Source organism: Pseudomonas sp. W2I6, assembly GCF_030815935.1.
Taxonomy (GTDB): domain Bacteria; phylum Pseudomonadota; class Gammaproteobacteria; order Pseudomonadales; family Pseudomonadaceae; genus Aquipseudomonas.
Window position 1 is genome coordinate 7,269,650 of record NZ_JAUSXJ010000001.1, and the last position, 26,807, is coordinate 7,296,456.

24 protein-coding genes, 2 tRNA genes and 1 pseudogene are annotated in these 26,807 nt (G+C 58.4%); 22 read left to right on the forward strand and 5 right to left on the reverse strand.

Features of this window, described 5'->3' with window-relative positions; all coding sequences use genetic code 11:
• Positions 1-26: 26 nt before the first annotated feature.
• Positions 27-1,721 (reverse strand): lactate permease LctP family transporter, encoded by a 1,695-nt coding sequence (locus QF039_RS33325; protein WP_134325713.1) that lies wholly within the window; start codon positions 1,719-1,721, stop codon positions 27-29.
• Positions 1,722-1,982: 261 nt separating this feature from the next.
• Here QF039_RS33325 and QF039_RS33330 point away from each other — a divergent pair, with 261 nt between their 5' ends.
• Positions 1,983-2,750, forward strand: a complete 768-nt coding sequence (locus QF039_RS33330; RefSeq protein ID WP_003212240.1) for an FCD domain-containing protein — start codon at positions 1,983-1,985, stop codon at positions 2,748-2,750.
• A 55-nt stretch (positions 2,751-2,805) separates the two neighbouring features.
• Here the strand turns inward: QF039_RS33330 and smpB are convergent, their stop codons facing one another.
• The gene (smpB, locus tag QF039_RS33335) at positions 2,806-3,288 is read right to left on the reverse strand and encodes an SsrA-binding protein SmpB (protein ID WP_003212238.1); all 483 of its coding nucleotides are present in this window, start codon (positions 3,286-3,288) and stop codon (positions 2,806-2,808) included.
• Positions 3,289-3,456: 168 nt separating this feature from the next.
• On the opposite strand from smpB, the gene QF039_RS33340 reads away from it, so the two are divergent.
• Positions 3,457-3,891 carry a type II toxin-antitoxin system RatA family toxin gene (locus QF039_RS33340; protein WP_003212236.1) on the forward strand — a complete coding sequence of 145 codons (435 nt, stop codon included), beginning with the start codon at positions 3,457-3,459 and terminating at the stop codon, positions 3,889-3,891.
• Positions 3,884-4,198, forward strand: a complete 315-nt coding sequence (locus tag QF039_RS33345; protein WP_003212234.1) for an RnfH family protein — start codon at positions 3,884-3,886, stop codon at positions 4,196-4,198. Before QF039_RS33340 ends, QF039_RS33345 begins: the two co-directional genes overlap by 8 nt.
• Positions 4,199-4,260: 62 nt before the next feature.
• Here the strand turns inward: QF039_RS33345 and QF039_RS33350 are convergent, their stop codons facing one another.
• On the reverse strand, positions 4,261-4,788 hold the full coding sequence (locus tag QF039_RS33350; protein WP_003212232.1) for an outer membrane protein assembly factor BamE: 528 nt from the start codon (positions 4,786-4,788) through the stop codon (positions 4,261-4,263).
• Between the two features lie 98 nt (positions 4,789-4,886).
• Here QF039_RS33350 and fur point away from each other — a divergent pair, with 98 nt between their 5' ends.
• Positions 4,887-5,291 (forward strand): ferric iron uptake transcriptional regulator, encoded by a 405-nt coding sequence (gene fur / locus QF039_RS33355; RefSeq protein WP_003212228.1) that lies wholly within the window; start codon positions 4,887-4,889, stop codon positions 5,289-5,291.
• A gap of 96 nt (positions 5,292-5,387) precedes the next feature.
• Here the strand turns inward: fur and recN are convergent, their stop codons facing one another.
• On the reverse strand, positions 5,388-7,061 hold the full coding sequence (recN, locus tag QF039_RS33360) for a DNA repair protein RecN (protein ID WP_087693402.1): 1,674 nt from the start codon (positions 7,059-7,061) through the stop codon (positions 5,388-5,390).
• Positions 7,062-7,314: 253 nt separating this feature from the next.
• Here recN and grpE point away from each other — a divergent pair, with 253 nt between their 5' ends.
• The 8 genes from grpE to QF039_RS33400 all read left to right on the forward strand — a co-directional run bounded on the left by grpE (position 7,315) and on the right by QF039_RS33400 (position 17,781).
• Positions 7,315-7,875, forward strand: a complete 561-nt coding sequence (gene grpE / locus QF039_RS33365; RefSeq protein ID WP_003212224.1) for a nucleotide exchange factor GrpE — start codon at positions 7,315-7,317, stop codon at positions 7,873-7,875.
• 102 nt (positions 7,876-7,977) lie between these two features.
• The gene (gene dnaK, locus QF039_RS33370; protein ID WP_003212222.1) at positions 7,978-9,894 is read left to right on the forward strand and encodes a molecular chaperone DnaK; all 1,917 of its coding nucleotides are present in this window, start codon (positions 7,978-7,980) and stop codon (positions 9,892-9,894) included.
• 316 nt (positions 9,895-10,210) lie between these two features.
• Positions 10,211-11,335, forward strand: a complete 1,125-nt coding sequence (dnaJ, locus tag QF039_RS33375; RefSeq protein ID WP_003212219.1) for a molecular chaperone DnaJ — start codon at positions 10,211-10,213, stop codon at positions 11,333-11,335.
• A gap of 10 nt (positions 11,336-11,345) precedes the next feature.
• Entirely contained in the window at positions 11,346-12,152 is an 807-nt protein-coding gene (gene dapB / locus QF039_RS33380; RefSeq protein WP_087693401.1) for a 4-hydroxy-tetrahydrodipicolinate reductase, read from the forward strand.
• A gap of 259 nt (positions 12,153-12,411) precedes the next feature.
• Positions 12,412-13,548 carry a glutamine-hydrolyzing carbamoyl-phosphate synthase small subunit gene (gene carA, locus QF039_RS33385; RefSeq protein ID WP_003212214.1) on the forward strand — a complete coding sequence of 379 codons (1,137 nt, stop codon included), beginning with the start codon at positions 12,412-12,414 and terminating at the stop codon, positions 13,546-13,548.
• Between the two features lie 105 nt (positions 13,549-13,653).
• The gene (carB, locus tag QF039_RS33390) at positions 13,654-16,875 is read left to right on the forward strand and encodes a carbamoyl-phosphate synthase large subunit (RefSeq protein ID WP_003212212.1); all 3,222 of its coding nucleotides are present in this window, start codon (positions 13,654-13,656) and stop codon (positions 16,873-16,875) included.
• Complete coding sequence (gene greA, locus QF039_RS33395; protein ID WP_003212209.1) at positions 16,872-17,348, forward strand: transcription elongation factor GreA; 477 nt, start codon at positions 16,872-16,874, stop codon at positions 17,346-17,348. Before carB ends, greA begins: the two co-directional genes overlap by 4 nt.
• A 28-nt stretch (positions 17,349-17,376) precedes the next feature.
• The gene (locus tag QF039_RS33400; RefSeq protein ID WP_003212207.1) at positions 17,377-17,781 is read left to right on the forward strand and encodes a hypothetical protein; all 405 of its coding nucleotides are present in this window, start codon (positions 17,377-17,379) and stop codon (positions 17,779-17,781) included.
• A gap of 8 nt (positions 17,782-17,789) precedes the next feature.
• Here QF039_RS33400 and yhbY read toward each other — a convergent pair whose 3' ends face one another.
• Positions 17,790-18,098 carry a ribosome assembly RNA-binding protein YhbY gene (gene yhbY / locus QF039_RS33405; protein WP_003212205.1) on the reverse strand — a complete coding sequence of 103 codons (309 nt, stop codon included), beginning with the start codon at positions 18,096-18,098 and terminating at the stop codon, positions 17,790-17,792.
• Positions 18,099-18,203: 105 nt separating this feature from the next.
• Between yhbY and rlmE the strand changes: the two genes are divergently transcribed.
• The 10 genes and pseudogenes from rlmE to nusA all read left to right on the forward strand — a co-directional run bounded on the left by rlmE (position 18,204) and on the right by nusA (position 26,798).
• Positions 18,204-18,854 carry a 23S rRNA (uridine(2552)-2'-O)-methyltransferase RlmE gene (gene rlmE, locus QF039_RS33410; RefSeq protein ID WP_003212203.1) on the forward strand — a complete coding sequence of 217 codons (651 nt, stop codon included), beginning with the start codon at positions 18,204-18,206 and terminating at the stop codon, positions 18,852-18,854.
• 200 nt (positions 18,855-19,054) lie between these two features.
• A pseudogene (gene ftsH / locus QF039_RS33415) lies at positions 19,055-20,966 on the forward strand (ATP-dependent zinc metalloprotease FtsH).
• 8 nt (positions 20,967-20,974) lie between these two features.
• The gene (gene folP / locus QF039_RS33420; protein ID WP_102368079.1) at positions 20,975-21,826 is read left to right on the forward strand and encodes a dihydropteroate synthase; all 852 of its coding nucleotides are present in this window, start codon (positions 20,975-20,977) and stop codon (positions 21,824-21,826) included.
• A 16-nt stretch (positions 21,827-21,842) separates the two neighbouring features.
• A complete protein-coding gene (glmM, locus tag QF039_RS33425; protein ID WP_177019338.1) occupies positions 21,843-23,180 on the forward strand; it encodes a phosphoglucosamine mutase in 1,338 nt (445 codons plus the stop codon).
• A 66-nt stretch (positions 23,181-23,246) separates the two neighbouring features.
• A complete protein-coding gene (gene tpiA, locus QF039_RS33430) occupies positions 23,247-24,002 on the forward strand; it encodes a triose-phosphate isomerase (RefSeq protein WP_003212194.1) in 756 nt (251 codons plus the stop codon).
• A gap of 4 nt (positions 24,003-24,006) precedes the next feature.
• Positions 24,007-24,390, forward strand: a complete 384-nt coding sequence (secG, locus tag QF039_RS33435) for a preprotein translocase subunit SecG (protein WP_026078118.1) — start codon at positions 24,007-24,009, stop codon at positions 24,388-24,390.
• Positions 24,391-24,411: 21 nt separating this feature from the next.
• A tRNA-Leu gene (locus tag QF039_RS33440) sits at positions 24,412-24,497 on the forward strand.
• Between the two features lie 96 nt (positions 24,498-24,593).
• Positions 24,594-24,670: transfer RNA gene (locus tag QF039_RS33445), tRNA-Met, on the forward strand.
• Between the two features lie 140 nt (positions 24,671-24,810).
• On the forward strand, positions 24,811-25,269 hold the full coding sequence (gene rimP, locus QF039_RS33450; RefSeq protein ID WP_003235029.1) for a ribosome maturation factor RimP: 459 nt from the start codon (positions 24,811-24,813) through the stop codon (positions 25,267-25,269).
• A gap of 47 nt (positions 25,270-25,316) precedes the next feature.
• On the forward strand, positions 25,317-26,798 hold the full coding sequence (nusA, locus tag QF039_RS33455; protein WP_003212187.1) for a transcription termination factor NusA: 1,482 nt from the start codon (positions 25,317-25,319) through the stop codon (positions 26,796-26,798).
• Positions 26,799-26,807: the final 9 nt, after the last annotated feature.

Below are 26,807 nucleotides of genomic sequence, written 5' to 3' on the forward strand. Positions count from 1 at the left end.
GGTTCTTACCCTATCGCGTGCAGGTCTTAGTGCACCAGCATACCGGTGAACCAGTAAGCCTGGGCCAAGGTGATCAGCCCGACGATCGTCGCGAAAAACAGGCTGTGCTTGAGGGTAAAGCGGAACAGGTCGGATTCCTTGCCCACCAGGCCAGTGGCGGCGCATGCCACGGCGATCGACTGCGGCGAGATCATCTTGCCGGTCACGCCGCCGCTGGTGTTCGCCGCTACCAGCAAGGTGTCGTTGACGCCGATCTGGTGCGCGGTAGTGGCTTGCAGCGAGCTGAACAGTGCGTTGGATGAAGTATCAGAACCCGTCAGGAATACGCCGAGCCAGCCAAGGAATGGCGAGAAGAACGGGAATGCCGCGCCGGTAGCCGCCAGCACCAGGGCCATGGTTGATGACATGCCCGAATAGTTGGTGACGAAGGCAAAGGCCAGCACCATGCCGATGGAAAGGATCGGCCAGCGCAGCTCATAAAAGGTTTCTTTCAAGGTGGTCAGACCAGTTTTGAAATCAATCTTCAGCACCAGCATCGATACCAGGGCGGAGAAGAAAATCGCCGTGCCGGTCGCGGAAATCGGATCAAGCTTGAATACCGCCGGGATGGCCGTTGGCGTAGCAACGATGGGCGCAACCTTGATCACCAGTTGATCCAGGTGCGGGATCGCAAAGTTGAATACCGAGCTGTACATCGCGCCGCCGGCGGCGAACATCGCCTTGAAGGGCTTGAGGGTCCAGATGGTGACCAGCACGGTCAGGATCAGGAACGGCGACCAGGCCTTGAAAATTTCCCCCAGGCTGTAAGGCGAAGCCAGGGTGTTGCGCGGCAGGCCAAAGCCACCGGCGCTGGCAGTGACGGCAGTGCCGGACGTTGCGCCAACGATTTGCGCGCCGGCACTGCGCTTGGGCTGCCAGACTTTCAGGAACAGGGTCAGGGAAATCAGGCTGGCCAGGGCCGAGGTGATGTCCGGCAGTTCCGGGCCGATGAAGTTCGAGGTGAAGAACTGGGTAACGGCGAAGCTCAGGCCCGCAACCAGCGCGGCAGGCCAGGTTTCCTTGACGCCGCGCAGCCCGTCCATCATGAACACCAGCCAGAACGGCACGAACAGTGACAGCAGCGGCAGCTGGCGACCGGCCATGGCGCCGATCTTGAACGCGTCGATCCCGGTCACTTGCCCGGCCACGATGATCGGAATCCCCAGTGCGCCGAACGCAACGGGGGCGGTGTTGGCAATCAGGCACAGGCCGGCGGCATACAGCGGATTGAAACCCAGGCCTACCAGCAGTGCGGCAGTAATCGCCACCGGTGCACCGAAACCGGCGGCGCCTTCCAGGAACGCGCCGAAGCAGAAGCCGATCAGCAGCACTTGCAGGCGCTGGTCGTCGGTAATCGACAGCACGGAGCTGCGGATGATTTCGAACTGGCCGCTCTTGACCGTCAGTTTGTACAGGAATACGGCGGCGACGATGATCCAGGCGATTGGCCATAGGCCGTAGGCGAAGCCATAACCGGCGGCGGCGAGCGCCATGTCAACCGGCATCTGGAAGGCAAAGATCGCCACCAGGATCGACAGTGCCAGGGTGATGCTGCCCGCAACGTGGCCTTTGAGGCGAAACACCGCCAGGGCCAGGAAGAAAAATACGATGGGAATGACGGCGGCCAGTGCGGACAGGCCGAGGCTGCCGAGCGGGCTGTAGAGCTGTTGCCAGGTTTGCATATGGGGTGGCCCCTAATTGTTGTTGGTCAGGCACTGCTTGGATGATTTGGGTAATTGGTATTACCAATTTACAATCACCGTTGGCTAGGTTAAAAGCCTTCTGGGGGATGTGTCAATTTGCCGCTTGTGAATCTTTGGTCGTAGGTCGGGGTTGGTGGGTGCTGATTGGCTTAAACGAGGGCGTTCTGATAGGTGCCGGATACGCGGCGATAGGCCAGAATAGGGGCCCCGGCGAGTGGTCGGGATGGTGGAGAGTGAGTTATGGGGTTTGATCAGGTGCGTCAGCGCCGTTTGTCTGACGACATCGTCGAGCAGCTTGAGGGCATGATCCTTGAGGGCACGCTGAAGTCGGGCGAGCGCTTGCCGGCCGAGCGCGCACTGGCCGAGCAGTTCGGGGTGTCGCGGCCGTCGTTGCGTGAGGCGATCCAGAAGCTGGTGGCAAAAGGTTTGCTGATCAGTCGCCAAGGTGGTGGCAATTATGTGGTGGAGTCGCTGGGTTCAACCTTCAGTGATCCGCTGCTGCATCTGCTGGAAAATAATCCGGAGGCTCAGCGTGATCTTCTGGAGTTTCGCCAGACCCTGGAGGCCTCGTGCGCGTATTACGCAGCGTTGCGTGCCACTGAGGTGGACCGCGAGCGGCTAACGGCAGCGTTCGAGGAGTTGCAGGATTGCTACACGCGCTCGGATGAAGTGAGCCGGGCGGAAGAGGGCGCGGCGGATGCGAGGTTTCACCTGGCCATCGCCGAGGCCAGCCATAACGCGGTATTGCTGCACACCATTCGCGGCCTGTTCGACCTGCTCAAGCGTAATGTGGTGACCAATATTGGTGGCATGTATCAGCAGCGTACGGAGACCCGCGACATGCTGATCAATCAGCACCGGGACCTGTATCTGGCGATTATCGAGGGGCGCGCCGAACAGGCACGGGAAGTCTCAACACGTCACCTGCTGTATGTGCAGGAAGTGCTGGAGGAAGTGCGGCAGGAGGTTCAGCGCATGGCCCGGGCGGAACGGCGCAAAGGGATGTAGCAAATGCTGTGGATGAGGGAGCGGGCTCCGTCATCCACATCAAGTCACAAGAAAGTCAGTCTTCCTTGCCCTTGTTACGCACGGCACGCTGCAATTCCCGGTTGGAATCGCGCTCGCGCTCGGTATCACGCTTGTCGTATTCCTTCTTGCCCTTGCCCAGTGCGATCTCGCACTTGACCAGGTGCTTGCTCCAGTACCACGACAGGCAGACACAGGCATAGCCCTTTTGCTGCACGGCGGCGTGGAGTTTTTCCAGCTCGCGGGCATTGAGCAACAGCTTGCGCGTGCGCACCGGGTCGGCGATCACGTGGGTGCTGGCGGTCATCAGCGGCGTGATATGACTGCCGAGCAGCCATGCCTCGCCGTCTTTGAGCAGCACATAACTGTCGACCAGCTGCAGCTTGCTGGCACGCAGACTTTTTACTTCCCAGCCGGCCAGGACCAGACCAGCCTCGAAACGATGTTCGATGAAGTAATCGTGTCGCGCCTTTTTATTTTGCGCGATGGTCCCTGTTGGGTGTTTCTTTTGTTTAGCCATAGGGGCGGCATTATAGGGAGTTGCGAGCGCGTCGGCTACGGTCAACCTGCGTGCTTGAGCGTGTTGAATGAATCCCGGACAATGCAGGCTGGTTTTTGATTTTTTTCTTTCGCGAATCCTGTTGTCCTTTCGCGATGTTTGCCGCTCAGCTGTGGAAATAACGCTCACATGACGACGCATATTCAACGTTCGGCCCTGCTGCCTTATCCGGCACAGGCGCTCTATGACCTGGTCAACGACGTGGCGCGTTACCCGGAGTTCCTGCCTTGGTGTTCGACTGCCGAGGTGTTGGAGAGCAGTGATGAGCACATGGTTGCCAGCGTGGGGGTGGCAAAGGGCGGCTTGAGCCAGCACTTTGTCACGCGCAACACGCTGGTGCCCGGGCAGTCCATCGAGATGAATCTCGAAGAAGGTCCGTTCACTCAGTTGCACGGTGTGTGGGTGTTCAAGGCGTTGAACGAGAAAGCCTGCAAGATCAGCCTGGACCTGTCGTTCGACTATGCCGGCCCTATCGTGCGTGCCACCCTGGGGCCACTGTTCAATCAGGCGGCGAATACTCTGGTGGACGCGTTTTGCCAGCGCGCCAAGCAAATGCATGGCTGAGCCATTGGTTGAAATCGAGGTGGTGTACGCCGCGGTGGATCGCCAGGTGTTGATGAGCCTGGCAGTAGCGCCGGGCTCAACCCTCAGGGCTGCAGCGTTGGGCTCGGGGATGGCTGCGCAATTTCCGGAGCTGAATCTGCAGGATTGCCCCTTGGGGATTTTCGGCAAGGTGGTGGCAGACGCTGACGTGCGTGTGGTGCAGGCTGGAGACCGAATCGAGATCTATCGGCCATTGCTCGCAGATCCGATGGAGATACGTCGTTTGCGTGCGGCCAAGGCTGCCAAGGCAAAGCAGCAGAATTCATAGCTTGCGAAACAGCAGGCAACAAAAAGCCCGGCATGCCGGGCTTTTTATCGAGCGCTGCAAACTTATTGCGGGCTGGCATCCAGGGGTTCTGGAGTCGGCACCGGAACGGTTTGTACGCCGTCGACGCCTTTCTGGATCTCGTCCAGCAAGGAGCCGGGCTTGGCCGGTACCTCGGACTTGGGCTTCTCCTCGTTCTGCGCGGGCGCAGGAGCGGTGGTGCCGTTGTCCTTGCCCAGCAAGGCTTCATCGCGGCTTACGCCCGGTTTGAAGTCCCCCGACAGGCTGACGAGCTGGTCATTGCCATTGAAGATGACACTGACCCGCTCCTGCTGGCGTTCACCGCCACCAGGTTGGATGCTATAGAGATAATCCCAGCGATCGGCATGGAATGTGTCGGTCAGCAGGGGATTGCCCATGATAAACCGTACTTGCCGTCGGGTCATTCCCGGGCGTAACTGGTCTATCATGTCCTGCGTGACGACATTGCCCTGCTGGATGTCGATTTTGTAAACCCCGGGGAATGAACAACCGGCGAGTGCGAGCAGTCCCACAAAGGTGAAACTGGTTAGCAAGAGCTTGGTGTTTTGCATCGGTGGGCGACTTCCACTATCTTGGCTGGGACAACGTAAACGCCGATCATACCCGTATTAAGAGAAGCTGCGAAGCAGCATCCGCGAGAAAGCTAACCATGGTTGAAAATAGCGAACTACGCAAAGCCGGTCTTAAAGTGACTCTGCCACGAGTCAAGATTCTACAAATGCTCGATTCTGCTGAGCAGCGCCACATGAGTGCCGAGGATGTATATAAGGCGCTGATGGAGTCTAACGAGGACGTTGGCCTGGCCACGGTTTACCGTGTTCTGACCCAGTTTGAAGCAGCAGGACTGGTGGTTCGTCATAATTTCGACGGCGGTCATGCAGTGTTCGAATTGGCCGACGGCGGTCATCACGACCACATGGTTGACCTGGATACCAATGAGGTTATCGAGTTCACCAGTCCGGAAATCGAGAAGCTCCAGCACATGATCGCTGAGCAGCATGGATTCGATTTGGTGGACCACAATCTGGTTCTCTACATACGTAAGAAAAAGTAAGAAAGCTACGCAGATTCGCTCTGCGAAACGATCGAAGGCGACCCTAGGGTCGCCTTCGTGCTTTCTATAGAAAGAAAATACTCAGTAAGCCAGGCTTCAGACCTTCGCGGTTACCACCATTTTTTTCGCGTGAGCCAAGGACTCCTTGGTCAGATCGATGCCGCCGAGCATCCGCGCCACTTCTTCTACCCGTTCGGTCTTGTTCAGCTTGGACACGGCGGTATGGGTCGCATCGCTGCCTCGCACCTTGTGCACGAACAAGTGCTGATGCCCTTGGGCGGCTACTTGTGGCAAGTGGGTAACGGTCAGTACCTGGCCGCGATCGCCCAGCCGGCGCAGCAACTGGCCCACGATCTCGGCAGTCGGGCCGCCGATCCCTACGTCCACTTCATCGAATACCAGTGTTGGCACGCGAGAGGTCTGGGCGGTGATCACCTGAATCGCCAGGCTGATCCGCGACAGCTCGCCGCCGGAAGCTACCTTTGCCAGTGCCTTGAGTGGCTGGCCCGGGTTCGCGCTGACCAGCAGTTCTACCTGTTCAAGGCCGTTGGGCAGCAGTTCATTGCTGGTGTTAGTGTGCAACTCGATGGTGAAGCGCCCGCCGGGCATGCCCAGGCGCTGGATTTCCTGCTCCACCGCGCTGGCCAGGCCGGTCGCTGCCTGATGGCGCAGGTCGCTGAGTTCTCGGGCTTTCTCGTGATAATGGCGAGCAAAGGACGCCAGCTCTTCACCCAGTCGCTCGATGGATTCGTCGTTTGCGTTCAGGGTTTCAATTTCATCCAGCAGCTTTTGCTGCATGGTTGCGACTTCGGTCGGCTGGATCCGGTGTTTGCGCGCCAGGGTGTAGATGGTGTCCAGGCGCTCTTCTATATCCTGCAGGCGGGCTGGGTCGGCATCGAAGTGATCGAGAAAGCGGTTCAGTTCGCCCACGGCTTCTTCTACCTGGATTTGCGCACTGGTCAGCAAGGTGGTGGCTTCGTTCAGCGAGCCTGATGCGTTATTCACGCTGGATAGCCGGTTCAGGCTGGCAGTCAGGGCGTTGAGCACATTGCCGGAGTCACTTTCGCTGCACTGCTCCACCACTTGCCGGCAGATGCCCAGCAGGGTTTCGGCGTTGGTGAGGTTCTTGTGTTCCTGTTCCAGTTGCTCCAGTTCCGTCTCGCCGAGCCCCAGGCTTTCCAGCTCTTCCAGTTGGTAGCTGAGCAATTGGTGGCGGGCACGCTGCTCATCGCCGGAGTTGGAAAGGCGCTCCAGCTCCTGGCGGGTCTGGCGCCAGCGCTGCGCAGCCAATTGCACCTGGCGCGCAAGATCGGTGGCACCGGCGTATTCGTCGAGGAGTCGGCGATGGGTGTCGGTTTTCAGCAGGGACTGGTGTTCATGCTGGCTGTGGATATCGATCAGCAGTTCGCCCAGGGCTTTCAAATCGCCGAGCGGGCAGGGCGTGCCATTTATATAGCCGCGGGAGCGCCCTTCGGCCGTGATCACCCGGCGCAGGATGCACGGGCCTTCATTGTTAAGGTCGCGCTCGGCAAGCCAGGCCTCGGCTTCCGGGATATCGGCCAGGTCAAAGGTGGCGAGGATATCGGCCTTGTCGGCGCCCGGGCGTACTACCCCGCTGTCGGCGCGATCACCCAGGGTCAGGCCCAGGGCGTCGAGCATGATCGACTTGCCGGCGCCGGTTTCGCCTGTGATTACGCTCATCCCGCGATCCAGTTCAAGATCCAGATGTTCAACGATGGCGTAGTTATGTACGGACAGGTGCACCAGCATGACGGCCGCTCCCAGGCTTTAGGTCTGGTTATTTATACAGTGTTTTGTTTGGAGGTGACAATCCTGATGCTTAGTCCGATTTGCTTGAATAAATCGCTTTTTAAGCGCAACAGGGAATGATTGATAAGAATTGATCCAGGACAAGTGAAAGACTTTTGGTAACGCCTCAACCCTTGAACCTGAAAATTGTGGCCCCATATACCGGAACAGAAGCGCGAGTCGAGTTCGCGCATGATTTTGAAAGGAGAAATCTATGGCTGACGAACAGACGCAGGATACGCAAAATCCAGACGCCAACCAGGCCGCAGGTGAAGACTTGGCCGCTCGTGTGCAAGTGCTCGAAGAGCAATTGGCAGGCGCACAGGATCAATCGTTGCGTGTTGCCGCCGATCTGCAGAACGTCCGCCGCCGCGCCGAGCAGGATGTAGAAAAAGCTCACAAATTCGCCCTGGAAAAATTTGCCGGTGATCTGTTGCCGATCATCGACAGCCTGGAGCGTGGCCTTGAGCTGTCCAACCCGGACGACGAAAACATCCGCCCAATGCGCGAAGGGATCGAACTGACCCTGAAAATGTTCCAGGACACCCTGAAGCGTTATCAGCTGGAAGCCATCGATCCGCAAGGCGGCGAGCCGTTCAATGCCGAGCATCACCAGGCAATGGCGATGCAGGAAAACGCTGATCTTGAGCCGAACAGCGTATTGAAGGTGTTCCAGAAGGGTTACCAGCTCAACGGTCGCTTGCTGCGCCCGGCAATGGTTGTGGTGAGCAAGGCTCCTGCACCGGTTGCACCTTCTATTGATGAGCAGGCTTGAAATAAGTCGTAACGGCCCCATCTATAAGTCAAGCGTTTAAGTACTGCCGCAGTTAGCCACCACTGCTGCGGCAAAAAAATCTAAGTTTCGGGAGAGTAAATCATGGGCAAAATTATCGGTATCGACCTGGGGACTACCAACTCCTGCGTCTCCGTGCTGGAAAACGGCGTATCCAAAGTTATTGAAAACGCCGAAGGCGCACGCACCACTCCGTCCATCGTGGCTTATGCCAACGACGGCGAAATCCTGGTGGGCCAGTCCGCCAAACGTCAAGCTGTGACCAATCCGCATAACACCCTGTACGCGGTGAAGCGTCTGATCGGTCGTAAGTTCGACGAAGAAGTCGTACAGAAAGACATCAAGATGGTCCCGTACAAAATCGCCAAGGCTGACAACGGTGACGCCTGGGTTGAAGTGAACGGCCAGAAAATGTCGCCGCCACAAATCTCGGCTGAAATCTTGAAAAAGATGAAGAAAACCGCCGAAGACTACCTCGGTGAAGCCGTGACTGAAGCGGTGATCACCGTTCCGGCTTACTTCAACGACAGCCAGCGCCAGGCGACCAAAGACGCCGGCCGTATTGCTGGCCTGGACGTGAAACGTATCATCAACGAACCAACCGCAGCCGCTCTGGCCTACGGTATGGACAAGGCCAAGGGCGACCACACTGTGATCGTTTACGACCTGGGTGGCGGTACCTTCGACGTTTCCGTGATCGAAATCGCTGAAGTCGATGGCGAGCACCAGTTCGAAGTGTTGGCCACCAACGGTGACACGTTCCTGGGCGGTGAAGACTTTGACATTCGTCTGATCGACTACCTCGTTGACGAATTCAAGAAAGAAAGCGGCATGAACCTCAAGGGTGACCCGCTGGCCATGCAGCGCCTGAAAGAAGCCGCTGAGAAAGCCAAGATCGAACTGTCTTCGAGCAATTCGACCGACGTGAACCTGCCGTACATCACTGCAGACGCTACCGGTCCTAAGCACTTGAACGTGAAAATCTCCCGCGCCAAGCTGGAGGCGCTGGTAGAAGACCTGGTTCAACGCACCATCGAGCCTTGCCGCATTGCGCTGAAAGACTCGGGTATCGACGTTGGCGCGATCAACGACGTGATCCTGGTGGGCGGTCAGACCCGTATGCCACTGGTTCAGAAGCTGGTTACCGAGTTCTTCGGTAAAGAAGCGCGTAAAGACGTGAACCCGGACGAAGCAGTTGCCATGGGTGCTGCCATCCAGGGCGCGGTATTGGCCGGCGACGTGAAAGACGTTCTGCTGCTGGACGTAAGCCCGCTGACCCTGGGTATCGAAACCATGGGCGGCGTGATGACTGCGCTGATCGAGAAAAACACCACGATTCCTACCAAGAAATCGCAAGTGTTCTCGACTGCCGACGATAACCAGGGCGCCGTGACCATTCACGTGCTGCAAGGTGAGCGTAAGCAAGCCGGTCAGAACAAGTCCCTGGGCAAGTTCGACCTGGCCGAGATTCCACCAGCACCACGTGGCGTGCCACAAATTGAAGTGACCTTCGACATCGACGCCAACGGCATTCTGCACGTAGGCGCCAAAGACAAGGCCACCGGCAAGACTCAGTCGATCGTGATCAAGGCTAACTCGGGTCTGTCCGAGGAAGAAATCCAGCAGATGATCCGTGACGCTGAAGCCAACGCTGACGAAGACCGCAAGTTCGAAGAGCTGGCCGCTGCCCGTAACCAGGGTGATGCACTGGTTCACTCGACTCGCAAAATGATCGCTGATGCTGGCGACAAAGTGACTGCCGAAGAGAAAACTGCAATCGAAGCCGCAGTAGTTGCCCTGGAAGCCGCCGTTAAAGGCGACGACAAGGCTGCTATCGAAGCCAAGGTTGAAGAGCTGTCGAAAGTCTCTGCGCCAGTGGCTCAGAAAATGTACGCCGAACAAGGCCAGCCGGCTGATGGTGCTGCACACCAGGCAGAACCTGAAGCCAAGCACGACGATGTTGTCGATGCCGAGTTCGAAGAAGTCAAAGACCAGAAGTAACTTGGTCGCCCGGTTGACCGCTCACAAGCGGTGACTGGTAGGATGTCGCCGCGCGGGAGCTTGCTCCCGCGTTGGCGTGTCTGGGGTACGCGAATTTTTACAGCATGCGACAACGCTCGGATGCTGGCGGTGTGATCGGGAATGCTCCTGCTTTCCGGACGACAGTCACCGCGTTTTTGGCCGGTTTCCGGTTGAAAGCAGTAACGACCAGGATCGTTGAATTGACGTGAGTTGGGTCCGGGCCTGTATTGGGGCTCAACGAGTTTGGCAAGGCTCAGGAGGGTTTTGCCGGACGTCCTTAAGAGTGCAAAGACTTATGGCAAAGCGTGACTATTACGAAGTGTTGGGTGTGGAGCGTGGCTCCAGCGAGGCGGACCTGAAAAAGGCTTACCGTCGCCTGGCGATGAAGCACCACCCGGACCGTAATCCGGATAGCAAAGAATCCGAAGAGCTGTTCAAAGAGGCCAATGAGGCCTACGAATGCCTGTGTGATCCGAACAAGCGCGCCGCTTACGACCAGTATGGCCATGCCGGTGTCGACCCAAGCATGGGTGGCGGCGGTGCCGGTTTCGGCGGGCAGAACTTCTCCGATATTTTCGGCGACGTGTTCAGCGACTTCTTTGGCGGCGGCCGCGGTGGCCAGCGTGGCGGTGCCCAGCGTGGCAGCGACCTGCGCTACACCCTGGAGCTGAACCTGGAAGAAGCGGTGCGCGGCACCAGCGTCAATATCCGTGTTCCGACGCTGGTCAATTGCAAGCCGTGCGACGGTTCGGGCGCCAAGAAGGGCTCCTCGCCGATCACGTGCCCGACTTGCGGCGGTATCGGCCAGGTACGCATGCAGCAAGGCTTCTTCTCGGTGCAGCAAACCTGCCCGCGCTGCCACGGCCAGGGCAAGATCATTTCCGATCCGTGCGACTCGTGCCACGGCGAAGGGCGTGTCGAAGAGTACAAGACCCTCTCGGTGAAAGTGCCGGCGGGTGTTGATACCGGCGACCGCATTCGTCTGTCGGGCGAAGGCGAGGCGGGCACTCAGGGCGGTCCGACGGGCGACCTGTATGTGGTGATCAATGTGCGCGAGCACTCGATCTTCCAGCGCGACGGCAAGCATCTGTTCTGTGAAGTGCCGATCAGCTTTGTCGATGCGGCCTTGGGTGGCGAGCTTGAGATTCCGACGCTGGACGGTCGGGTCAAGCTGAAGATCCCTGAGGGTACGCAGACCGGCAAGCAGTTCCGTATCCGTGGCAAAGGCGTTGCGCCGGTGCGCGGTGGCGGTGCTGGCGACCTGATGTGCCGTGTGGCGGTAGAGACGCCGGTGAACCTGGGGCGTCGTCAGCGCGAACTGCTGGAAGAGTTCCGCAGCTCCCTGGCCGGCGATGACACTCATTCGCCAAAAACCACCGGCTGGTTCGAAGGCGTGAAGCGCTTCTTCGGCGACCTGTAAGGAAGTGAGTATGCGACGTATCGCGGTGATGGGCGCTGCCGGGCGCATGGGCAAGACCCTGGTCGAGGCCGTGCAGGCACGCTCGCCGGCCTCCGGGCTGACGGCGGCGATTGTTCGTCCCGGCAGCACCTTGATTGGTGCGGATGCGGGTGAGTTGGCGTCCCTGGGGCGGATCGGCGTTTCGTTGTCCGGCAATCTGGAGCAGGTTGCCGACGAGTTCGACGTGCTGATCGATTTCACCCTGCCGGACGTGATGCTGAAAAACCTGGCGTTCTGCCGCAAGGCGGGCAAGGCCATGGTGATTGGCACAACGGGCCTGAGCGCCGAGCAAAAGCAGCTGCTGGTGGAGGCGGGCAAGGATATTCCAATCGTGTTCGCGGCCAATTTCAGCGTCGGCGTCAATCTGTCGCTGAAGCTGCTCGACATGGCGGCGCGGGTGATGGGTGATGAGGCTGACATCGAGATCATCGAGACTCATCACCGGCACAAGATAGATGCGCCGTCCGGTACGGCATTGCGTATGGGTGAGGCGATTGCCGATGCCCTTGGGCGGGACCTGTCAAAGGTGGCGGTGTATGGTCGTGAAGGCCATACCGGTGCCCGCGCCCACGACACCATCGGTTTTGCCACCGTTCGCGGCGGTGATGTGGTGGGCGATCACACCGTGCTGTTCGCAACCGAGGGTGAGCGTCTTGAGATCACCCACAAGGCATCGAGTCGCATGACGTTCGCCAAGGGTGCTGTACGTGCGGCGCTGTGGCTGGAGGGTCGTGCGCCGGGCCTGTACGACATGCGCGACGTGCTGGACCTGCATTAAGAAGTAGCTAAAACGGGGTCTCAGGAATATGCTGAGGCCCCGTTTTTACCCGCTAGGCGACGTCCTGTCGCATTCCCCTGCCTTTAAGGCTCATTAGCGGTGGACCAAAAAAGCCTTTTTCTGTAAGCTACAGCTTTAGTGTGTCCACTAAAAGCGCGCAGAATAATTCAGTGAAGAAGCGGGGTGACGTGTCCATACGTCACTCCGCTTTTTTACAACCTGCGATCGCCCTTTCAGGCTTTATTTACGGGAGGTCTTCTTGACTAAGCCAGCCATACTCGCCCTTGCTGATGGCAGCATTTTTCGCGGCGAAGCCATTGGAGCCGACGGTCAGACCGTTGGAGAGGTGGTGTTCAACACCGCCATGACCGGCTATCAGGAAATCCTTACTGATCCTTCCTACGCCCAACAGATCGTTACCCTGACCTATCCGCACATCGGCAACACCGGTACTACACCGGAAGACGCCGAGTCTGATCGTGTCTGGTCGGCTGGCCTGGTCATTCGTGACCTGCCACTGGTAGCGAGCAACTGGCGTAACACGATGTCCCTGTCCGATTACCTGAAAGCCAACAACGTTGTGGCGATCGCCGGTATCGATACGCGTCGCCTGACACGCATCCTGCGTGAAAAAGGCTCGCAGAACGGCTGCATCATGGCCGGTGACAACATCTCCGAAGAAGCAGCGATCGCAGCGGCCCAAGGTTTCCCTGGCCTGAAAGGCATGGATCTGGCGAAAGTCGTCAGCACCAAGGAAACGTACGAGTGGCGCTCCACCGTCTGGGACTTGAAGACCGACAGCCACGCGACCATCGAAGCTTCCGAACTGCCTTACCACGTCGTGGCCTACGACTACGGTATCAAGCACAACATCCTGCGCATGCTGGTCGAGCGCGGTTGCCGCGTGACCGTGGTGCCTGCGCAGACCCCGGCCAACGACGTACTGGCCCTGCAGCCGGACGGCGTGTTCCTGTCCAACGGCCCGGGTGACCCGGAGCCTTGCGACTACGCCATCAAGGCGATCAAGGAAGTGCTGGAAACCGAGATCCCGGTATTCGGCATCTGCCTCGGCCACCAGTTGCTGGCCCTGGCTTCCGGCGCCAAGACCCTGAAAATGGGTCACGGCCACCACGGTGCCAACCACCCGGTGCAGGACCTGGACACTGGCGTCGTGATGATCACCAGCCAGAACCACGGTTTTGCGGTGGATGAAGCGACGCTGCCGGGCAACGTCCGGGCGATTCACAAGTCGCTGTTCGACGGTTCCCTGCAAGGTATCGAGCGCACCGACAAGAGCGCGTTCAGCTTCCAGGGCCACCCTGAAGCAAGCCCGGGCCCGAACGACGTAGCGCCGCTGTTCGACCGTTTCATCAATGAGATGGCCAAGCGACGCTAACTGAGCGGCCTGAGGGCGGCCCGGGAAACCGGCGGCCCCCTCGGGCTCTTCAAAGATTGTTCAAGACGGCTTGCCGACTGACCTGCGGATTTGAGTGACAAACCCATGCCAAAACGTACAGACATAAAAAGCATCCTGATTCTCGGCGCTGGCCCGATCGTGATCGGCCAGGCCTGCGAATTCGACTACTCCGGCGCCCAGGCCTGTAAAGCCCTGCGCGAAGAGGGCTACCGCGTCATCCTGGTGAACTCCAACCCGGCCACCATCATGACCGACCCGGACATGGCCGACGCCACCTACATCGAGCCGATCAAGTGGCAGACCGTTGCCAAGATCATCGAGAAAGAGCGTCCGGACGCCCTGCTGCCAACCATGGGTGGCCAGACCGCCCTGAACTGCGCACTGGACCTGGAGCGCGAAGGCGTCCTGGAGAAGTTCGGCGTAGAGATGATCGGCGCCAATGCCGACACCATCGACAAGGCTGAAGACCGTTCGCGTTTCGACAAGGCCATGAAGTCCATCGGCCTTGATTGCCCGCGTTCCGGTATCGCCCACAGCATGGAAGAGGCCAACGCGGTCCTGGAGCGCCTGGGCTTCCCGTGCATCATCCGTCCGTCCTTCACCATGGGCGGCACCGGCGGCGGTATCGCTTACAACCGTGAAGAGTTCGAAGAAATCTGCGCCCGCGGCCTGGACCTGTCTCCGACCAAAGAGCTGCTGATCGACGAATCCCTGATCGGCTGGAAAGAATATGAGATGGAGGTTGTCCGCGATAAGAAGGACAACTGCATCATCGTCTGCTCGATCGAAAACTTCGACCCGATGGGCGTGCACACCGGTGACTCGATCACCGTTGCGCCGGCACAGACCCTGACGGACAAGGAATACCAGATCATGCGTAACGCCTCTTTGGCGGTGCTGCGTGAGATCGGTGTGGAAACCGGTGGCTCCAACGTCCAGTTCGGCATCTGCCCGGACACTGGCCGCATGGTTGTGATCGAGATGAACCCGCGTGTATCGCGTTCTTCGGCGCTGGCATCGAAAGCTACCGGCTTCCCGATTGCGCGCATCGCCGCCAAGCTGGCGATCGGTTACACCCTGGACGAGCTGCAGAACGAAATCACCGGCGGCGCAACACCGGCTTCCTTCGAGCCGTCGATCGATTACGTCGTCACCAAGCTGCCACGCTTCGCTTTCGAGAAATTCCCGAAAGCCGACGCCCGCCTGACCACTCAGATGAAGTCGGTTGGTGAAGTCATGGCCATCGGCCGGACCTTCCAGGAGTCCCTGCAGAAAGCCCTGCGCGGCCTGGAAGTGGGCGTTTGCGGCCTGGACGAGAAGCTCGACCTGAGCAACCCGGAAAGCATGAGCGTGCTCAAGCGCGAGCTGACCGTGCCGGGTGCCGAGCGTATCTGGTACGTGGCCGATGCTTTCCGCGCCGGCATGACCGTCGAAGACATCTTCGGCATGAACATGATCGACCCGTGGTTCCTGGTGCAGATCGAAGATCTGATCAAGGAAGAAGAGAAGGTCAAGACCCTCGGTCTGTCCTCCATCGACCGCGATCTGATGTTCCGCCTCAAGCGCAAAGGTTTCTCCGACATGCGTCTGGCCAAGCTGCTGGGCGTGACCGAGAAGAACCTGCGCACCCATCGCCACAAGCTGGACATCTTCCCGGTCTACAAGCGCGTTGATACCTGTGCGGCCGAGTTCGCCACCGACACTGCATACATGTACTCCACCTACGAGGAAGAGTGCGAAGCCGCGCCGTCGGGCCGCGACAAGATCATGATCCTGGGCGGCGGTCCAAACCGTATCGGCCAAGGCATCGAGTTCGATTATTGCTGCGTACACGCCGCTCTCGCCCTGCGCGAAGACGGGTACGAGACCATCATGGTCAACTGCAACCCGGAAACTGTTTCTACTGACTACGACACTTCCGACCGTCTGTACTTCGAGCCGGTAACCCTGGAAGACGTACTGGAAATCTGCCGTGTCGAGAAGCCAAAAGGCGTGATCGTCCAGTACGGCGGCCAAACCCCGTTGAAACTGGCTCGCGCACTTGAAGCTGCTGGCGTGCCGATCATCGGTACCAGCCCTGACGCTATCGACCGTGCCGAAGACCGTGAGCGCTTCCAGCAGATGGTTGAGCGCCTGAACCTGCGTCAGCCGCCAAACGCCACTGTGCGCAGCGAAGACGAAGCGATCCGCGCGGCCAGCAAGATTGGTTACCCGCTGGTGGTGCGTCCGTCCTACGTACTGGGCGGCCGGGCGATGGAAATCGTCTACGAAGAAGACGAACTCAAGCGTTACCTGCGTGATGCGGTGAAAGTGTCCAACGACAGCCCGGTGCTGCTGGACCACTTCCTCAACTGCGCCATCGAGATGGACGTGGATGCGGTCTGCGACGGCACCGACGTGGTGATCGGCGCGATCATGCAGCACATCGAACAGGCTGGCGTTCACTCCGGTGACTCCGCTTGCTCGCTGCCGCCATACTCGCTGCCTGCACACATCCAGGACGAGATGCGCGAACAGGTCAAGAAAATGGCCCTGGAGTTGGGCGTGGTCGGCCTGATGAACGTACAGTTGGCGCTGCAAGGCGAAGACATCTACGTCATCGAAGTCAACCCGCGCGCCTCGCGTACCGTGCCGTTTGTTTCCAAGTGCATCGGTGTTTCCCTGGCAATGATTGCTGCCCGTGTGATGGCCGGTAAGACCTTGAAGGAAATCGGCTTCACCAAGGAAATCATTCCGAACTTCTACAGTGTGAAAGAGGCGGTGTTCCCATTCGCCAAATTCCCTGGTGTGGACCCGATCCTGGGCCCGGAGATGAAGTCCACCGGTGAAGTGATGGGCGTGGGCGATACCTTCGGTGAAGCATTCGCCAAAGCCCAGATGGGCGCCAGCGAAGTGCTGCCTACCGGCGGTACTGCGTTCATCAGCGTGCGCGATGATGACAAGCCGCTGGTTGCAGGCGTGGCCCGTGATCTGATCAACTTGGGCTTCGAAGTCGTGGCCACTGCCGGGACCGCCAAGCTGATCGAGGCTGCCGGCCTGAAAGTGCGTCGCGTGAACAAGGTGACGGAAGGCCGTCCACACGTGGTCGACATGATCAAGAATGACGAAGTCACCTTGATCATCAACACCACCGAAGGTCGCCAGTCGATCGCGGACTCCTACTCCATTCGTCGTAACGCCTTGCAGCACAAGATCTACTGCACCACCACCATTGCTGCTGGCGAAGCTATCTGCGAAGCGCTGAAGTTCGGTCCTGAAAAAACCGTGCGTCGCTTGCAGGATCTACACGCAGGATTGAAGGCATGATCAAATACCCAATGACCGTCCAGGGCGCAAAAGCCCTGGAAGAAGAGCACGCCCACCTGACCAAGGTCGTCCGTCCAAAGCTGAGCCAGGACATCGGTACGGCCCGGGAATTGGGTGACCTGAAGGAAAACGCTGAATACCATGCTGCCCGCGAGCAGCAAGGTATGGTCGAGGCGCGGATCCGTGACATCGAAGGCCGCCTGCAGAATTCGGTGGTTATCGACGTCACGACCATCCCGCATACCGGCAAGGTGATTTTCGGCACCACCGTGGAAATCGCCAACGTCGAGACTGACGAAAGCGTGGTGTACCACATCGTGGGTGAAGACGAGGCCGACTTCAAACTCGGCAAGATCTCCGTCGGTTCGCCGCTGGCCCGCGCCTTGATTGCCAAGGAAGAGGGTGACGTGGTGGCCGTCAAGACGCCTGGTGGCGTGATCGAGTACGAGATTGTCGAAGTTCGTCACATCTGAAAGACGGCGCCCGCTTCGTGCGGGCGCCATGCTTTGGCAGTTTGCCCAGATGCTTTGGGTTGGCGGCCTATGGCTGTTACATATTGGTGTGCTGCCGGCGCTGGGCCTGATTGGCCTGGCACCGTTGCTGATCGATGAGGTCAGCGGATTATTAAGCGCGTTGCTGGTAGGTTTTGCAGCGGCGTGCGTGACGCTTCAGGCGCTGGTGCTGATCAAGGCCGAAGGCTTGGGGAGTCTGTGGCGGGATATTCGCGGGCAACTGCTGTTGATGGCGCTGTATGCGTGCGCAATGTTTTGCGTGGTGCGCATCTTTCTGCCGGAGGCGTTGCGCTGGCAGCTGTTCAGCTATCTTGTGCTAGGGTTTTCCGGGTTGGTTCTGGTTGTACAGCCGGCGCCAGGATGGAGTGGCAGGGCGTGCGAAGCACGCCCGTGACCCTTGTTTCACTTGAAGCGGTGTACGTTCGACAGTTGCTTGTTGGCGCTGAAGTTCTTGCGATACAGCAGCGCCATCTTGCCGATGACCTGAACCAGGTCCGCTTTGCCAGCCTTGCACAGTTCTGCAATAGCTGCCAGGCGCGCCTCGCGATCAAGGATGCTGACCTTGATCTTGATTAGCTCGTGATCGCCCAATGCGCGTTCAAGTTCGGCTAACACACCTTCAGTCAAACCGTTGTCAGCCACAATCAAAACTGGTTTCAGATGGTGGCCAATGGATTTGTACTGTTTCTTCTGCTCTTGAGTGAGCGGCATAATCTGACCCCTGCGTCTGATCTTGTAAAAAGCGGCGGCCAGTTTACCCGAGCGAGTCCGGGACCGCCCAGTTAATCACGACCCGTTTTATTTTCGAGGTGGCCCGTGGCCCGTTCCAAAACTAGCCTTAAGTGGCTGCAAGAGCATTTCAACGACCCTTACGTCAAAATGGCGCAAAAGGATGGCTACCGTTCCCGGGCCAGCTACAAACTGCTGGAGATCCAGGAGAAGGACAAGTTGATCCGTCCTGGCATGAGCGTTATCGACCTGGGTGCCGCCCCGGGTGGCTGGTCCCAGGTGACCAGTCGTCTGATTGGTGGACAAGGTCGTTTGATCGCTTCCGACATCCTGGAAATGGACAGCATCCCTGACGTGACCTTTGTTCACGGCGATTTTACCCAGGATGAAGTGCTGGCACAGATCCTTGAGGCCGTCGGAAATTCGCAGGTAGACCTTGTGATTTCCGATATGGCCCCCAATATGAGTGGATTACCGGCTGTTGATATGCCGCGAGCCATGTTCCTGTGCGAATTGGCACTGGACCTGGCAGGACGGGTACTGCGTCCGGGTGGTGACTTTCTGGTCAAGGTCTTCCAGGGTGAAGGCTTCGACGAGTATCACAAGAACATCCGCAAACTGTTCGACAAGGTACAGACACGCAAGCCTGACTCTTCCCGGGACAGGTCTCGCGAGCAGTATTTGCTGGGTCGCGGCTTCCGTGGCATTGAAGGCGCTGCCAGTGAAGAGCGCTTTTGAGAAATTTGACGGAGGCGATAGGTTTTTTTATATCGCTTTCGTCACGAAGCTTTACGAATATTGTGTAGTCAAAGTTTCACAAAGGGTTACAGACGGCGCCTGCCAGAGTTGTAGGTAATGTAGTAAGTTAGGCCGGTGAATATCATGCGAAGCACGCGCCAGTAGCGGAGCTTGCTTCAGAGGGTAGTTAATTGAACGATATGGCAAAGAATCTGATCCTGTGGTTGATCATCGCGGCTGTCCTCGTGACGGTGATGAACAACTTCTCCAGCCCTAACGAGCCGCAGACCCTCAACTATTCCGACTTCATCCAGCAAGTTAAGGATGGCAAGGTAGAGCGCGTAGCGGTTGATGGCTACGTGATTACCGGCAAGCGCAACGATGGCGACAGCTTCAAGACCATCCGTCCGGCAATCCAGGACAATGGCCTGATCGGCGACCTGGTGGATAACCACGTGGTTGTTGAAGGCAAGCAGCCTGAGCAGCAGAGCATCTGGACCCAACTCCTGGTGGCCAGCTTCCCGATACTGGTGATTATCGCCGTGTTCATGTTCTTCATGCGCCAGATGCAAGGTGGTGCGGGAGGCAAGGGCGGGCCGATGAGCTTCGGCAAGAGCAAGGCGCGCCTGCTTTCCGAAGATCAGGTGAAAACCACCCTGGCTGACGTTGCCGGTTGCGACGAAGCCAAGGAAGAAGTGGGCGAACTGGTTGAATTCCTGCGCGATCCGGGCAAGTTCCAGCGCCTGGGTGGCCGTATTCCTCGCGGTGTGCTGATGGTTGGCCCGCCAGGTACCGGTAAAACCCTGTTGGCCAAGGCCATTGCCGGCGAAGCCAAAGTACCTTTCTTCACCATTTCCGGTTCCGACTTCGTCGAAATGTTCGTCGGTGTAGGTGCCAGCCGTGTTCGCGATATGTTCGAACAGGCCAAGAAGCACGCTCCGTGCATCATCTTCATCGATGAAATCGACGCCGTTGGTCGCCATCGTGGCGCCGGCATGGGCGGCGGTCATGATGAGCGTGAGCAGACGCTTAACCAGTTGCTGGTTGAGATGGACGGCTTTGAAATGAACGACGGCATCATCGTGATCGCCGCAACCAACCGTCCAGACGTACTCGACCCCGCGTTGCTGCGTCCGGGCCGTTTTGACCGTCAGGTCGTTGTCGGGTTGCCAGACATCCGCGGTCGTGAGCAGATCCTGAAAGTACACATGCGCAAAGTGCCAATGGGCGACGACGTGGCTCCGGCCGTGATTGCCCGTGGTACTCCAGGCTTCTCCGGTGCCGACCTTGCCAACCTGGTGAACGAGGCGTCCCTGTTTGCCGCCCGTACCGGCAAGCGCATCGTTGAAATGAAGGAGTTCGAGCTGGCGAAAGACAAGATCATGATGGGCGCCGAGCGCAAATCCATGGTCATGTCCGAGAAAGAGAAGCAGAACACCGCTTATCATGAAGCCGGTCACGCCATTGTTGGTCGCGTTGTGCCTGAGCATGACCCGGTCTACAAGGTATCGATCATTCCTCGTGGCCGGGCGCTGGGCGTCACCATGTTCCTGCCGGAAGAGGATCGCTACAGCCTCTCCAAGCGTGCCTTGATCAGCCAGATCTGCTCGCTGTATGGCGGCCGGATCGCCGAAGAGATGACCCTGGGCTTCGATGGTGTTACCACCGGTGCCTCCAACGACATCATGCGTGCCAGCCAGATTGCACGGAACATGGTGACCAAGTGGGGTCTGTCGGAGAAACTCGGTCCTTTGATGTATGCCGAGGAAGAAGGTGAAGTATTCCTGGGTCGCGGTGGTGGTGGTCAAGCTGCCAGCTTCTCCGGCGAGACAGCCAAGCTGATCGACTCCGAGGTGCGCAGCATCATTGACCAGTGCTACGGCACGGCCAAGCAGATCCTCACCGACAACCGCGACAAGCTCGACGCCATGGCTGATGCCCTGATGAAGTACGAGACCATTGATGCCGAGCAGATTGACGACATCATGGCCGGTCGTACGCCTCGCGAGCCTCGCGATTGGGAAGGTGGTTCGGGTACTTTCGGGCACGCCGCCAGTGGTACAGAACGAACGCCCTGAAGCCCCGATCGGCGGCCCGGCTGCTGACCATTAAGGTTTGAAATGACTTCTGCGTTGTCCTCGACCCGGTTGCCTTGCGGCAGCCGGGTTCTTGATTTGGCCCATACACACGTTATGGGCATTCTTAATGTAACCCCTGATTCCTTTTCCGATGGTGGTCGCTTCAGTCAGCTTGATGCTGCGTTGCGCCATGCGGAAGCGATGGTGGCTGCCGGTGCGACTCTGATTGACGTCGGTGGCGAATCAACCCGGCCCGGCGCGCGCGCAGTTTCTCCCCTGGAGGAACTGGAACGGGTTGCTCCGATTGTCGAGCGCATCCATCAAGAGCTGGACGTCATCATCTCTGTCGACACCTCGACCCCTGCCGTTATGCGCGAAACTGCGCGGCTGGGTGCAGGGTTGATCAACGATGTGCGCTCTTTGCAGCGCGATGGCGCTCTGGATGCGGCCGCCGCGACGGGGCTGCCGGTTTGTCTGATGCATATGCTTGGCGAGCCGGGCACGATGCAGGACGACCCTCATTACGACAATCTGGTCGGTGAAGTGAAAGGCTTCCTTGCTGAGCGCATGGCTCAATGCGCGGCGGCGGGGATTGCTCCCGAGCGGATAATCCTCGACCCGGGATTTGGCTTTGCCAAGACCTTGCAGCACAATTTAAGCCTGTTCAAGCATATGGAATCCCTGCATGCCCTTGGTCGCCCCTTGTTGGTCGGGGTTTCGCGCAAGAGCATGATAGGTCTGGCGTTGAATCGTCCGGTGGGTGAGCGGCTGCATGGCGGCCTGGCACTTGCGGCACTTGCCGTGGTCAAGGGTGCGCGCATCTTGCGCGTGCATGACGTGGCCGAGACGATAGATGTAGTGCGGATGATCGCAGCGGTTGAATCAGCCGAATAAGAATGATGGAGCACTTATGACTAAAAAGTATTTTGGCACCGATGGCATTCGCGGTCGGGTCGGCGAATTCCCGATTACTCCCGATTTCATGCTCAAGCTGGGCTGGGCCGCCGGCATGGCGTTCCGCAGCATGGGGGCCTGCCGTATCCTGGTGGGTAAGGACACGCGTATCTCGGGTTATATGTTTGAGTCTGCGCTGGAGGCAGGTCTGTCTGCTGCCGGCGCTGATGTGATGCTGTTGGGGCCGATGCCTACGCCGGCGATCGCTTACCTGACGCGTACCTTTCATGCTCAGGCCGGTATCGTGATCAGTGCTTCGCACAATCCCCATGATGACAACGGCATCAAGTTCTTCTCGGGCCAGGGCACCAAGCTGCCGGATGAGATCGAGCACATGATCGAAGAGTTGCTGGATGCGCCGATGACCGTCGTCGAATCGAGCAAGCTGGGCAAGGTTTCGCGGATTAACGACGCTTCCGGCCGTTACATCGAGTTCTGCAAAAGCAGCGTGCCAAGCAGCACCAATTTTGCCGGGTTGAAGGTCGTCATCGACTGCGCCCACGGCGCGACGTACAAAGTCGCACCGAGTGTGTTCAAGGAGCTTGGCGCAGACGTTACTGTACTGTCGGCGCAGCCGAACGGCCTGAACATCAACGACAACTGCGGCTCAACCCACATGGGTCAGTTGCAGGCGGCTGTCCTGGCTGAGCATGCCGACTTGGGCATCGCGTTCGATGGTGATGGCGACCGCGTATTGATGGTCGACCACACTGGCGCGATCGTCGATGGCGACGACCTGTTGTTCATCATCGCCCGTGACCTGCATGAGCGTAACAAGCTGCAAGGCGGCGTCGTCGGTACCTTGATGAGCAATCTTGGCCTGGAGCTGGCCCTGGCAGATCTGGGGATCCCGTTTGTGCGCGCCAATGTCGGTGACCGCTACGTGATTGCCGACCTGCTGGAGCGTAATTGGCAGGTGGGTGGCGAAAATTCCGGTCATATCGTCTGCTTCCAGCACACGACTACCGGGGATGCGATCATTGCGGCGCTGCAGGTGCTGCTGGCGCTGCGTCGCCGTGAAGAAAGCCTGGCCCAGGCGCGGCAGGCGTTGCGCAAGTGCCCGCAAGTGCTGCTCAACGTGCGCTTTGCAGGCGGTGACAACCCTATCGAGCATCCGGCTGTCAAAGAGGCCAGTGAGCGCGTGACTGCCGCCATGGCGGGGCGTGGCCGGGTCTTGCTGCGCAAGTCGGGTACCGAGCCTTTGGTGCGTGTAATGGTCGAGGGCGAGGACGAAACACAGGTTCGCGGCTATGCCGAAGAGCTGGCAAAACTGGTAACTGAAGTTTGCGCCTGAATTCGGCTTGCCAGTGATGATGTGGTTGGGTAACATCTGCGCCCACTTTGACCGACGAGGTACAGCATGCGTCGCACTATGGTAGCTGGTAACTGGAAGATGCACGGTACCCGCGCCAGTGTCGCTGAGCTGATCAATGGCCTTCGTCATTTGGCCTTGCCTAGCGGTGTTGATGTCGCGGTATTCCCGCCTTGCTTGTATATCAATCAAGTGATTGATGGCTTGAAAGGCAAGTCGATCCAGGTCGGCGCGCAGAACTCTGCGGTGGAATCCATGCAAGGTGCGTTGACCGGTGAGATTGCACCGAGTCAGCTGGTTGATGCGGGTTGTTCCCTGGTGCTTGTTGGGCACTCCGAGCGCCGCCAGATCATGGGCGAGCGTGATGGGACACTCAATCGAAAATTCGCGGCGGCACAGGCTTGCGGCTTGGTTCCGGTGTTGTGCATAGGGGAGACCCTTGAGCAGCGTGAGTCCGGTAAAACTCTTGAGGTTGTCGGGCGTCAGCTGGGCAGCATCATCGAGGAGCTGGGAGTCGGTGCCTTTGCAAATGCAGTAATTGCTTACGAGCCGGTCTGGGCCATTGGCACCGGGCTGACTGCTTCGCCGCAACAGGCGCAGGATGTGCACGCAGCCATCCGCGCGCAGTTGGCGGCAGAGAATTCTGAGGTCGCACGAGGTGTGCGGCTTCTATACGGCGGCAGCGTGAAGGCGGCCAATGCGGTCGAACTGTTCGGCATGCCGGATATCGATGGGGGGCTCATTGGTGGAGCTTCCCTGAATGCAGATGAGTTCGGTGCGATTTGTCGCGCCGCGGGAAACTGAAAAAATGCTGGAAACAGTCATCGTTGTTTTTCATCTGCTGGGTGCACTGGGCGTAGTTGCTCTGGTTTTGCTGCAGCAGGGTAAAGGTGCGGACGCTGGTGCGTCTTTCGGGGCAGGTGCTTCAAATACTGTGTTCGGAAGCCAAGGTTCCTCTACCTTTCTTAGTAAGTTTACTGCTATACTTGCCGCCGGTTTCTTCATAACCAGCTTGGGGTTAGGTTACTTTGCTAAAGAGAAAGCTCATGTGCTGACTCAAGTAGGTCTCCCAAACCCAGCAGTGTTGGAAGTACCAAAAGCAAAACCGGCTTCTGATGATGTCCCGGTGCTTCAAGAGCAAAAGTCGGCTACTCCAGCGACTGACGTACCTCCAGCTCAAGAGCAGAAGTAAGAAGGTTGTAAACGCTGTATTGCCGAGGTGGTGGAATTGGTAGACACGCAACCTTGAGGTGGTTGTGCCCATAGGGTGTAGGGGTTCGAGTCCCCTTCTCGGTACCAATTATCAGGAGAGCCCGCTGTTGCGGGCTTTCTTGTAGGTGGAAGGTTACATTGACCCTGTAAGGGATCGGTCGTATACTTCCGCCCCAGCTTTGTCGCGGGGTGGAGCAGTCTGGTAGCTCGTCGGGCTCATAACCCGAAGGTCGTCGGTTCAAATCCGGCCCCCGCAACCAGTTTTAGCGGAGCCCCTTTTAAGGGGCTTTTTGTTAGCTGGACACTTTCAACGCCGCTGTTCGACGGCGTTTCAAGGATGGGCGTTTCGCCCATTTTTTTATTTTGCACAGCATGCACATACATGCACGAGGGGGTTCAGGTGTCGAGCAAGCTAGAAGAGTTGCAGGCCTTGTTGGCCCCGGTGGTCGTGGCCCTAGGCTATGAATGCTGGGGTATTGAGTTTTCGGCTCAAGGTCGCCACTCAATGTTGCGCGTTTATATCGATAAAGAGGGCGGCGTGCTGGTGGACGATTGTGCCATTGTCAGCCGTCAGATCAGCGGTGTCCTGGATGTTGAAGATCCGATCTCCGTTGAATACACCCTCGAAGTTTCCTCGCCTGGCATGGAACGCCCACTGTTCACTATTGATCAGTTTGCAAAATTTGCCGGTGAACAAGTGAAGATCAAGCTGCGCTCTCCCTTTGAAGGGCGACGCAACTTTCAGGGCCTTCTGCGCGGTGTAGAAGAGCAGGACGTCGTGGTGCAGGTAGAAGACCATGAGTTCCTGTTGCCGATCGATATGATCGACAAGGCCAACATTATTCCCAGTTTTGACTGAGACGCGGATCCCGCGGATCCAATGGCTTGCGAAAGGCGAGGCGTACGATGAGCAAAGAAGTACTGCTGGTTGTTGAGTCGGTATCCAATGAAAAGGGCGTACCGGCAAACGTGATTTTTGAAGCGCTGGAGCTGGCCCTGGCCACTGCTACCAAAAAGCGTTTTGAAGACGAAGTTGATCTGCGTGTGGAAATCAACCGCCACACCGGTGCCTACGAGACTTTCCGTCGCTGGACGGTCGTCGAAGAAGCCGATCTTGATGATCCGGCCATCGAAACCTGGCCGAGCAAGGTTGCTGAAACGCATCCGGGCGCCCAGGTCGGTGATGTCGTCGAAGAAAAGATCGAATCCATCGAGTTCGGCCGCATCGCTGCACAGACTGCCAAGCAAGTCATCGTGCAGAAGGTCCGCGAAGCCGAGCGCGCTCAAGTCGTTGACGCTTATCGCGAGCGCCTGGGGGAAATCATCTCCGGCACCGTGAAAAAAGTCACCCGCGACAACGTGATCGTCGACCTGGGTAACAACGCTGAAGCGTTGCTGGCCCGCGAAGACATCATTTCCCGCGAAACTTTCCGGGTTGGCGTGCGCTTGCGTGCGCTGCTCAAGGAAATCCGCACCGAGAACCGCGGCCCTCAGTTGATCCTGTCGCGTACCGCGCCGGAAATGCTGATCGAGCTGTTCCGCATCGAAGTGCCGGAAATTGCCGAAGGCCTGATCGAAGTCATGGCTGCGTCCCGCGATCCGGGTTCCCGCGCCAAGATCGCGGTCCGCTCCAAGGACAAACGCATCGACCCGCAAGGCGCTTGCATTGGTATGCGCGGTTCGCGCGTCCAGGCAGTGTCGGGCGAATTGGGCGGTGAGCGTGTGGACATCGTCCTGTGGGACGATAACCCGGCGCAGTTCGTGATCAACGCAATGTCGCCTGCTGAAGTGGCGGCAATTATCGTTGACGAGGATGCCCATGCAATGGACATCGCCGTTGGCGCAGACAATCTGGCTCAGGCCATCGGTCGCGGTGGTCAGAACGTACGTTTGGCCAGCCAGTTGACCGGCTGGACCCTGAACGTGATGACCGAATCGGACATCCAGGCTAAGCAGCAAGCAGAAACCGGTGACATCCTGCGCAACTTCATCGACGAGCTGGAAGTCGACGAAGACCTGGCACAGGTGCTGGTAGATGAAGGCTTCACCAGCCTGGAAGAGATTGCCTACGTACCGTTGGAAGAAATGCTCAACATCGACGGCTTTGACGAAGACACCGTCAACGAGCTTCGCGCTCGGGCCAAGGATCGTTTGTTGACTAAAGCCATCGCTACTGAGGAAAAGCTGGCAGACGCCCATCCGGCCGAAGACCTGCTCTCGCTTGAGGGTATGGACAAGGATTTGGCGATGGAACTGGCGGTGCGCGGCGTAATTACCCGCGAAGACCTGGCCGAGCAGTCTATTGACGACCTGCTCGACATCGACGGCATTGACGATGATCGTGCCGGCAAGTTGATCATGGCCGCCCGAGCCCATTGGTTCGAGTAATTAGGCGCG

What these genes read in the sequence shown, in the direction of transcription:
- nusA (WP_003212187.1), top strand. Translation starts at nt 25,317, where the DNA reads ATGAGCAAAGAAGTACTGCTGGTTGTTGAGTCGGTATCCAATGAAAAG.
- dnaJ (WP_003212219.1), top strand. Translation starts at nt 10,211, where the DNA reads ATGGCAAAGCGTGACTATTACGAAGTGTTGGGTGTGGAGCGTGGCTCC.
- QF039_RS33345 (WP_003212234.1), top strand. Translation starts at nt 3,884, where the DNA reads ATGGCTGAGCCATTGGTTGAAATCGAGGTGGTGTACGCCGCGGTGGAT.
- QF039_RS33400 (WP_003212207.1), top strand. Translation starts at nt 17,377, where the DNA reads ATGCTTTGGCAGTTTGCCCAGATGCTTTGGGTTGGCGGCCTATGGCTG.
- grpE (WP_003212224.1), top strand. Translation starts at nt 7,315, where the DNA reads ATGGCTGACGAACAGACGCAGGATACGCAAAATCCAGACGCCAACCAG.
- folP (WP_102368079.1), top strand. Translation starts at nt 20,975, where the DNA reads ATGACTTCTGCGTTGTCCTCGACCCGGTTGCCTTGCGGCAGCCGGGTT.
- dnaK (WP_003212222.1), top strand. Translation starts at nt 7,978, where the DNA reads ATGGGCAAAATTATCGGTATCGACCTGGGGACTACCAACTCCTGCGTC.
- carB (WP_003212212.1), top strand. Translation starts at nt 13,654, where the DNA reads ATGCCAAAACGTACAGACATAAAAAGCATCCTGATTCTCGGCGCTGGC.
- glmM (WP_177019338.1), top strand. Translation starts at nt 21,843, where the DNA reads ATGACTAAAAAGTATTTTGGCACCGATGGCATTCGCGGTCGGGTCGGC.
- recN (WP_087693402.1), bottom strand. Translation starts at nt 7,061, where the DNA reads ATGCTGGTGCACCTGTCCGTACATAACTACGCCATCGTTGAACATCTG.
- fur (WP_003212228.1), top strand. Translation starts at nt 4,887, where the DNA reads ATGGTTGAAAATAGCGAACTACGCAAAGCCGGTCTTAAAGTGACTCTG.
- tpiA (WP_003212194.1), top strand. Translation starts at nt 23,247, where the DNA reads ATGCGTCGCACTATGGTAGCTGGTAACTGGAAGATGCACGGTACCCGC.
- QF039_RS33340 (WP_003212236.1), top strand. Translation starts at nt 3,457, where the DNA reads ATGACGACGCATATTCAACGTTCGGCCCTGCTGCCTTATCCGGCACAG.
- dapB (WP_087693401.1), top strand. Translation starts at nt 11,346, where the DNA reads ATGCGACGTATCGCGGTGATGGGCGCTGCCGGGCGCATGGGCAAGACC.
- smpB (WP_003212238.1), bottom strand. Translation starts at nt 3,288, where the DNA reads ATGGCTAAACAAAAGAAACACCCAACAGGGACCATCGCGCAAAATAAA.
- secG (WP_026078118.1), top strand. Translation starts at nt 24,007, where the DNA reads ATGCTGGAAACAGTCATCGTTGTTTTTCATCTGCTGGGTGCACTGGGC.
- QF039_RS33325 (WP_134325713.1), bottom strand. Translation starts at nt 1,721, where the DNA reads ATGCAAACCTGGCAACAGCTCTACAGCCCGCTCGGCAGCCTCGGCCTG.
- QF039_RS33330 (WP_003212240.1), top strand. Translation starts at nt 1,983, where the DNA reads ATGGGGTTTGATCAGGTGCGTCAGCGCCGTTTGTCTGACGACATCGTC.
- QF039_RS33350 (WP_003212232.1), bottom strand. Translation starts at nt 4,788, where the DNA reads ATGCAAAACACCAAGCTCTTGCTAACCAGTTTCACCTTTGTGGGACTG.
- yhbY (WP_003212205.1), bottom strand. Translation starts at nt 18,098, where the DNA reads ATGCCGCTCACTCAAGAGCAGAAGAAACAGTACAAATCCATTGGCCAC.
- greA (WP_003212209.1), top strand. Translation starts at nt 16,872, where the DNA reads ATGATCAAATACCCAATGACCGTCCAGGGCGCAAAAGCCCTGGAAGAA.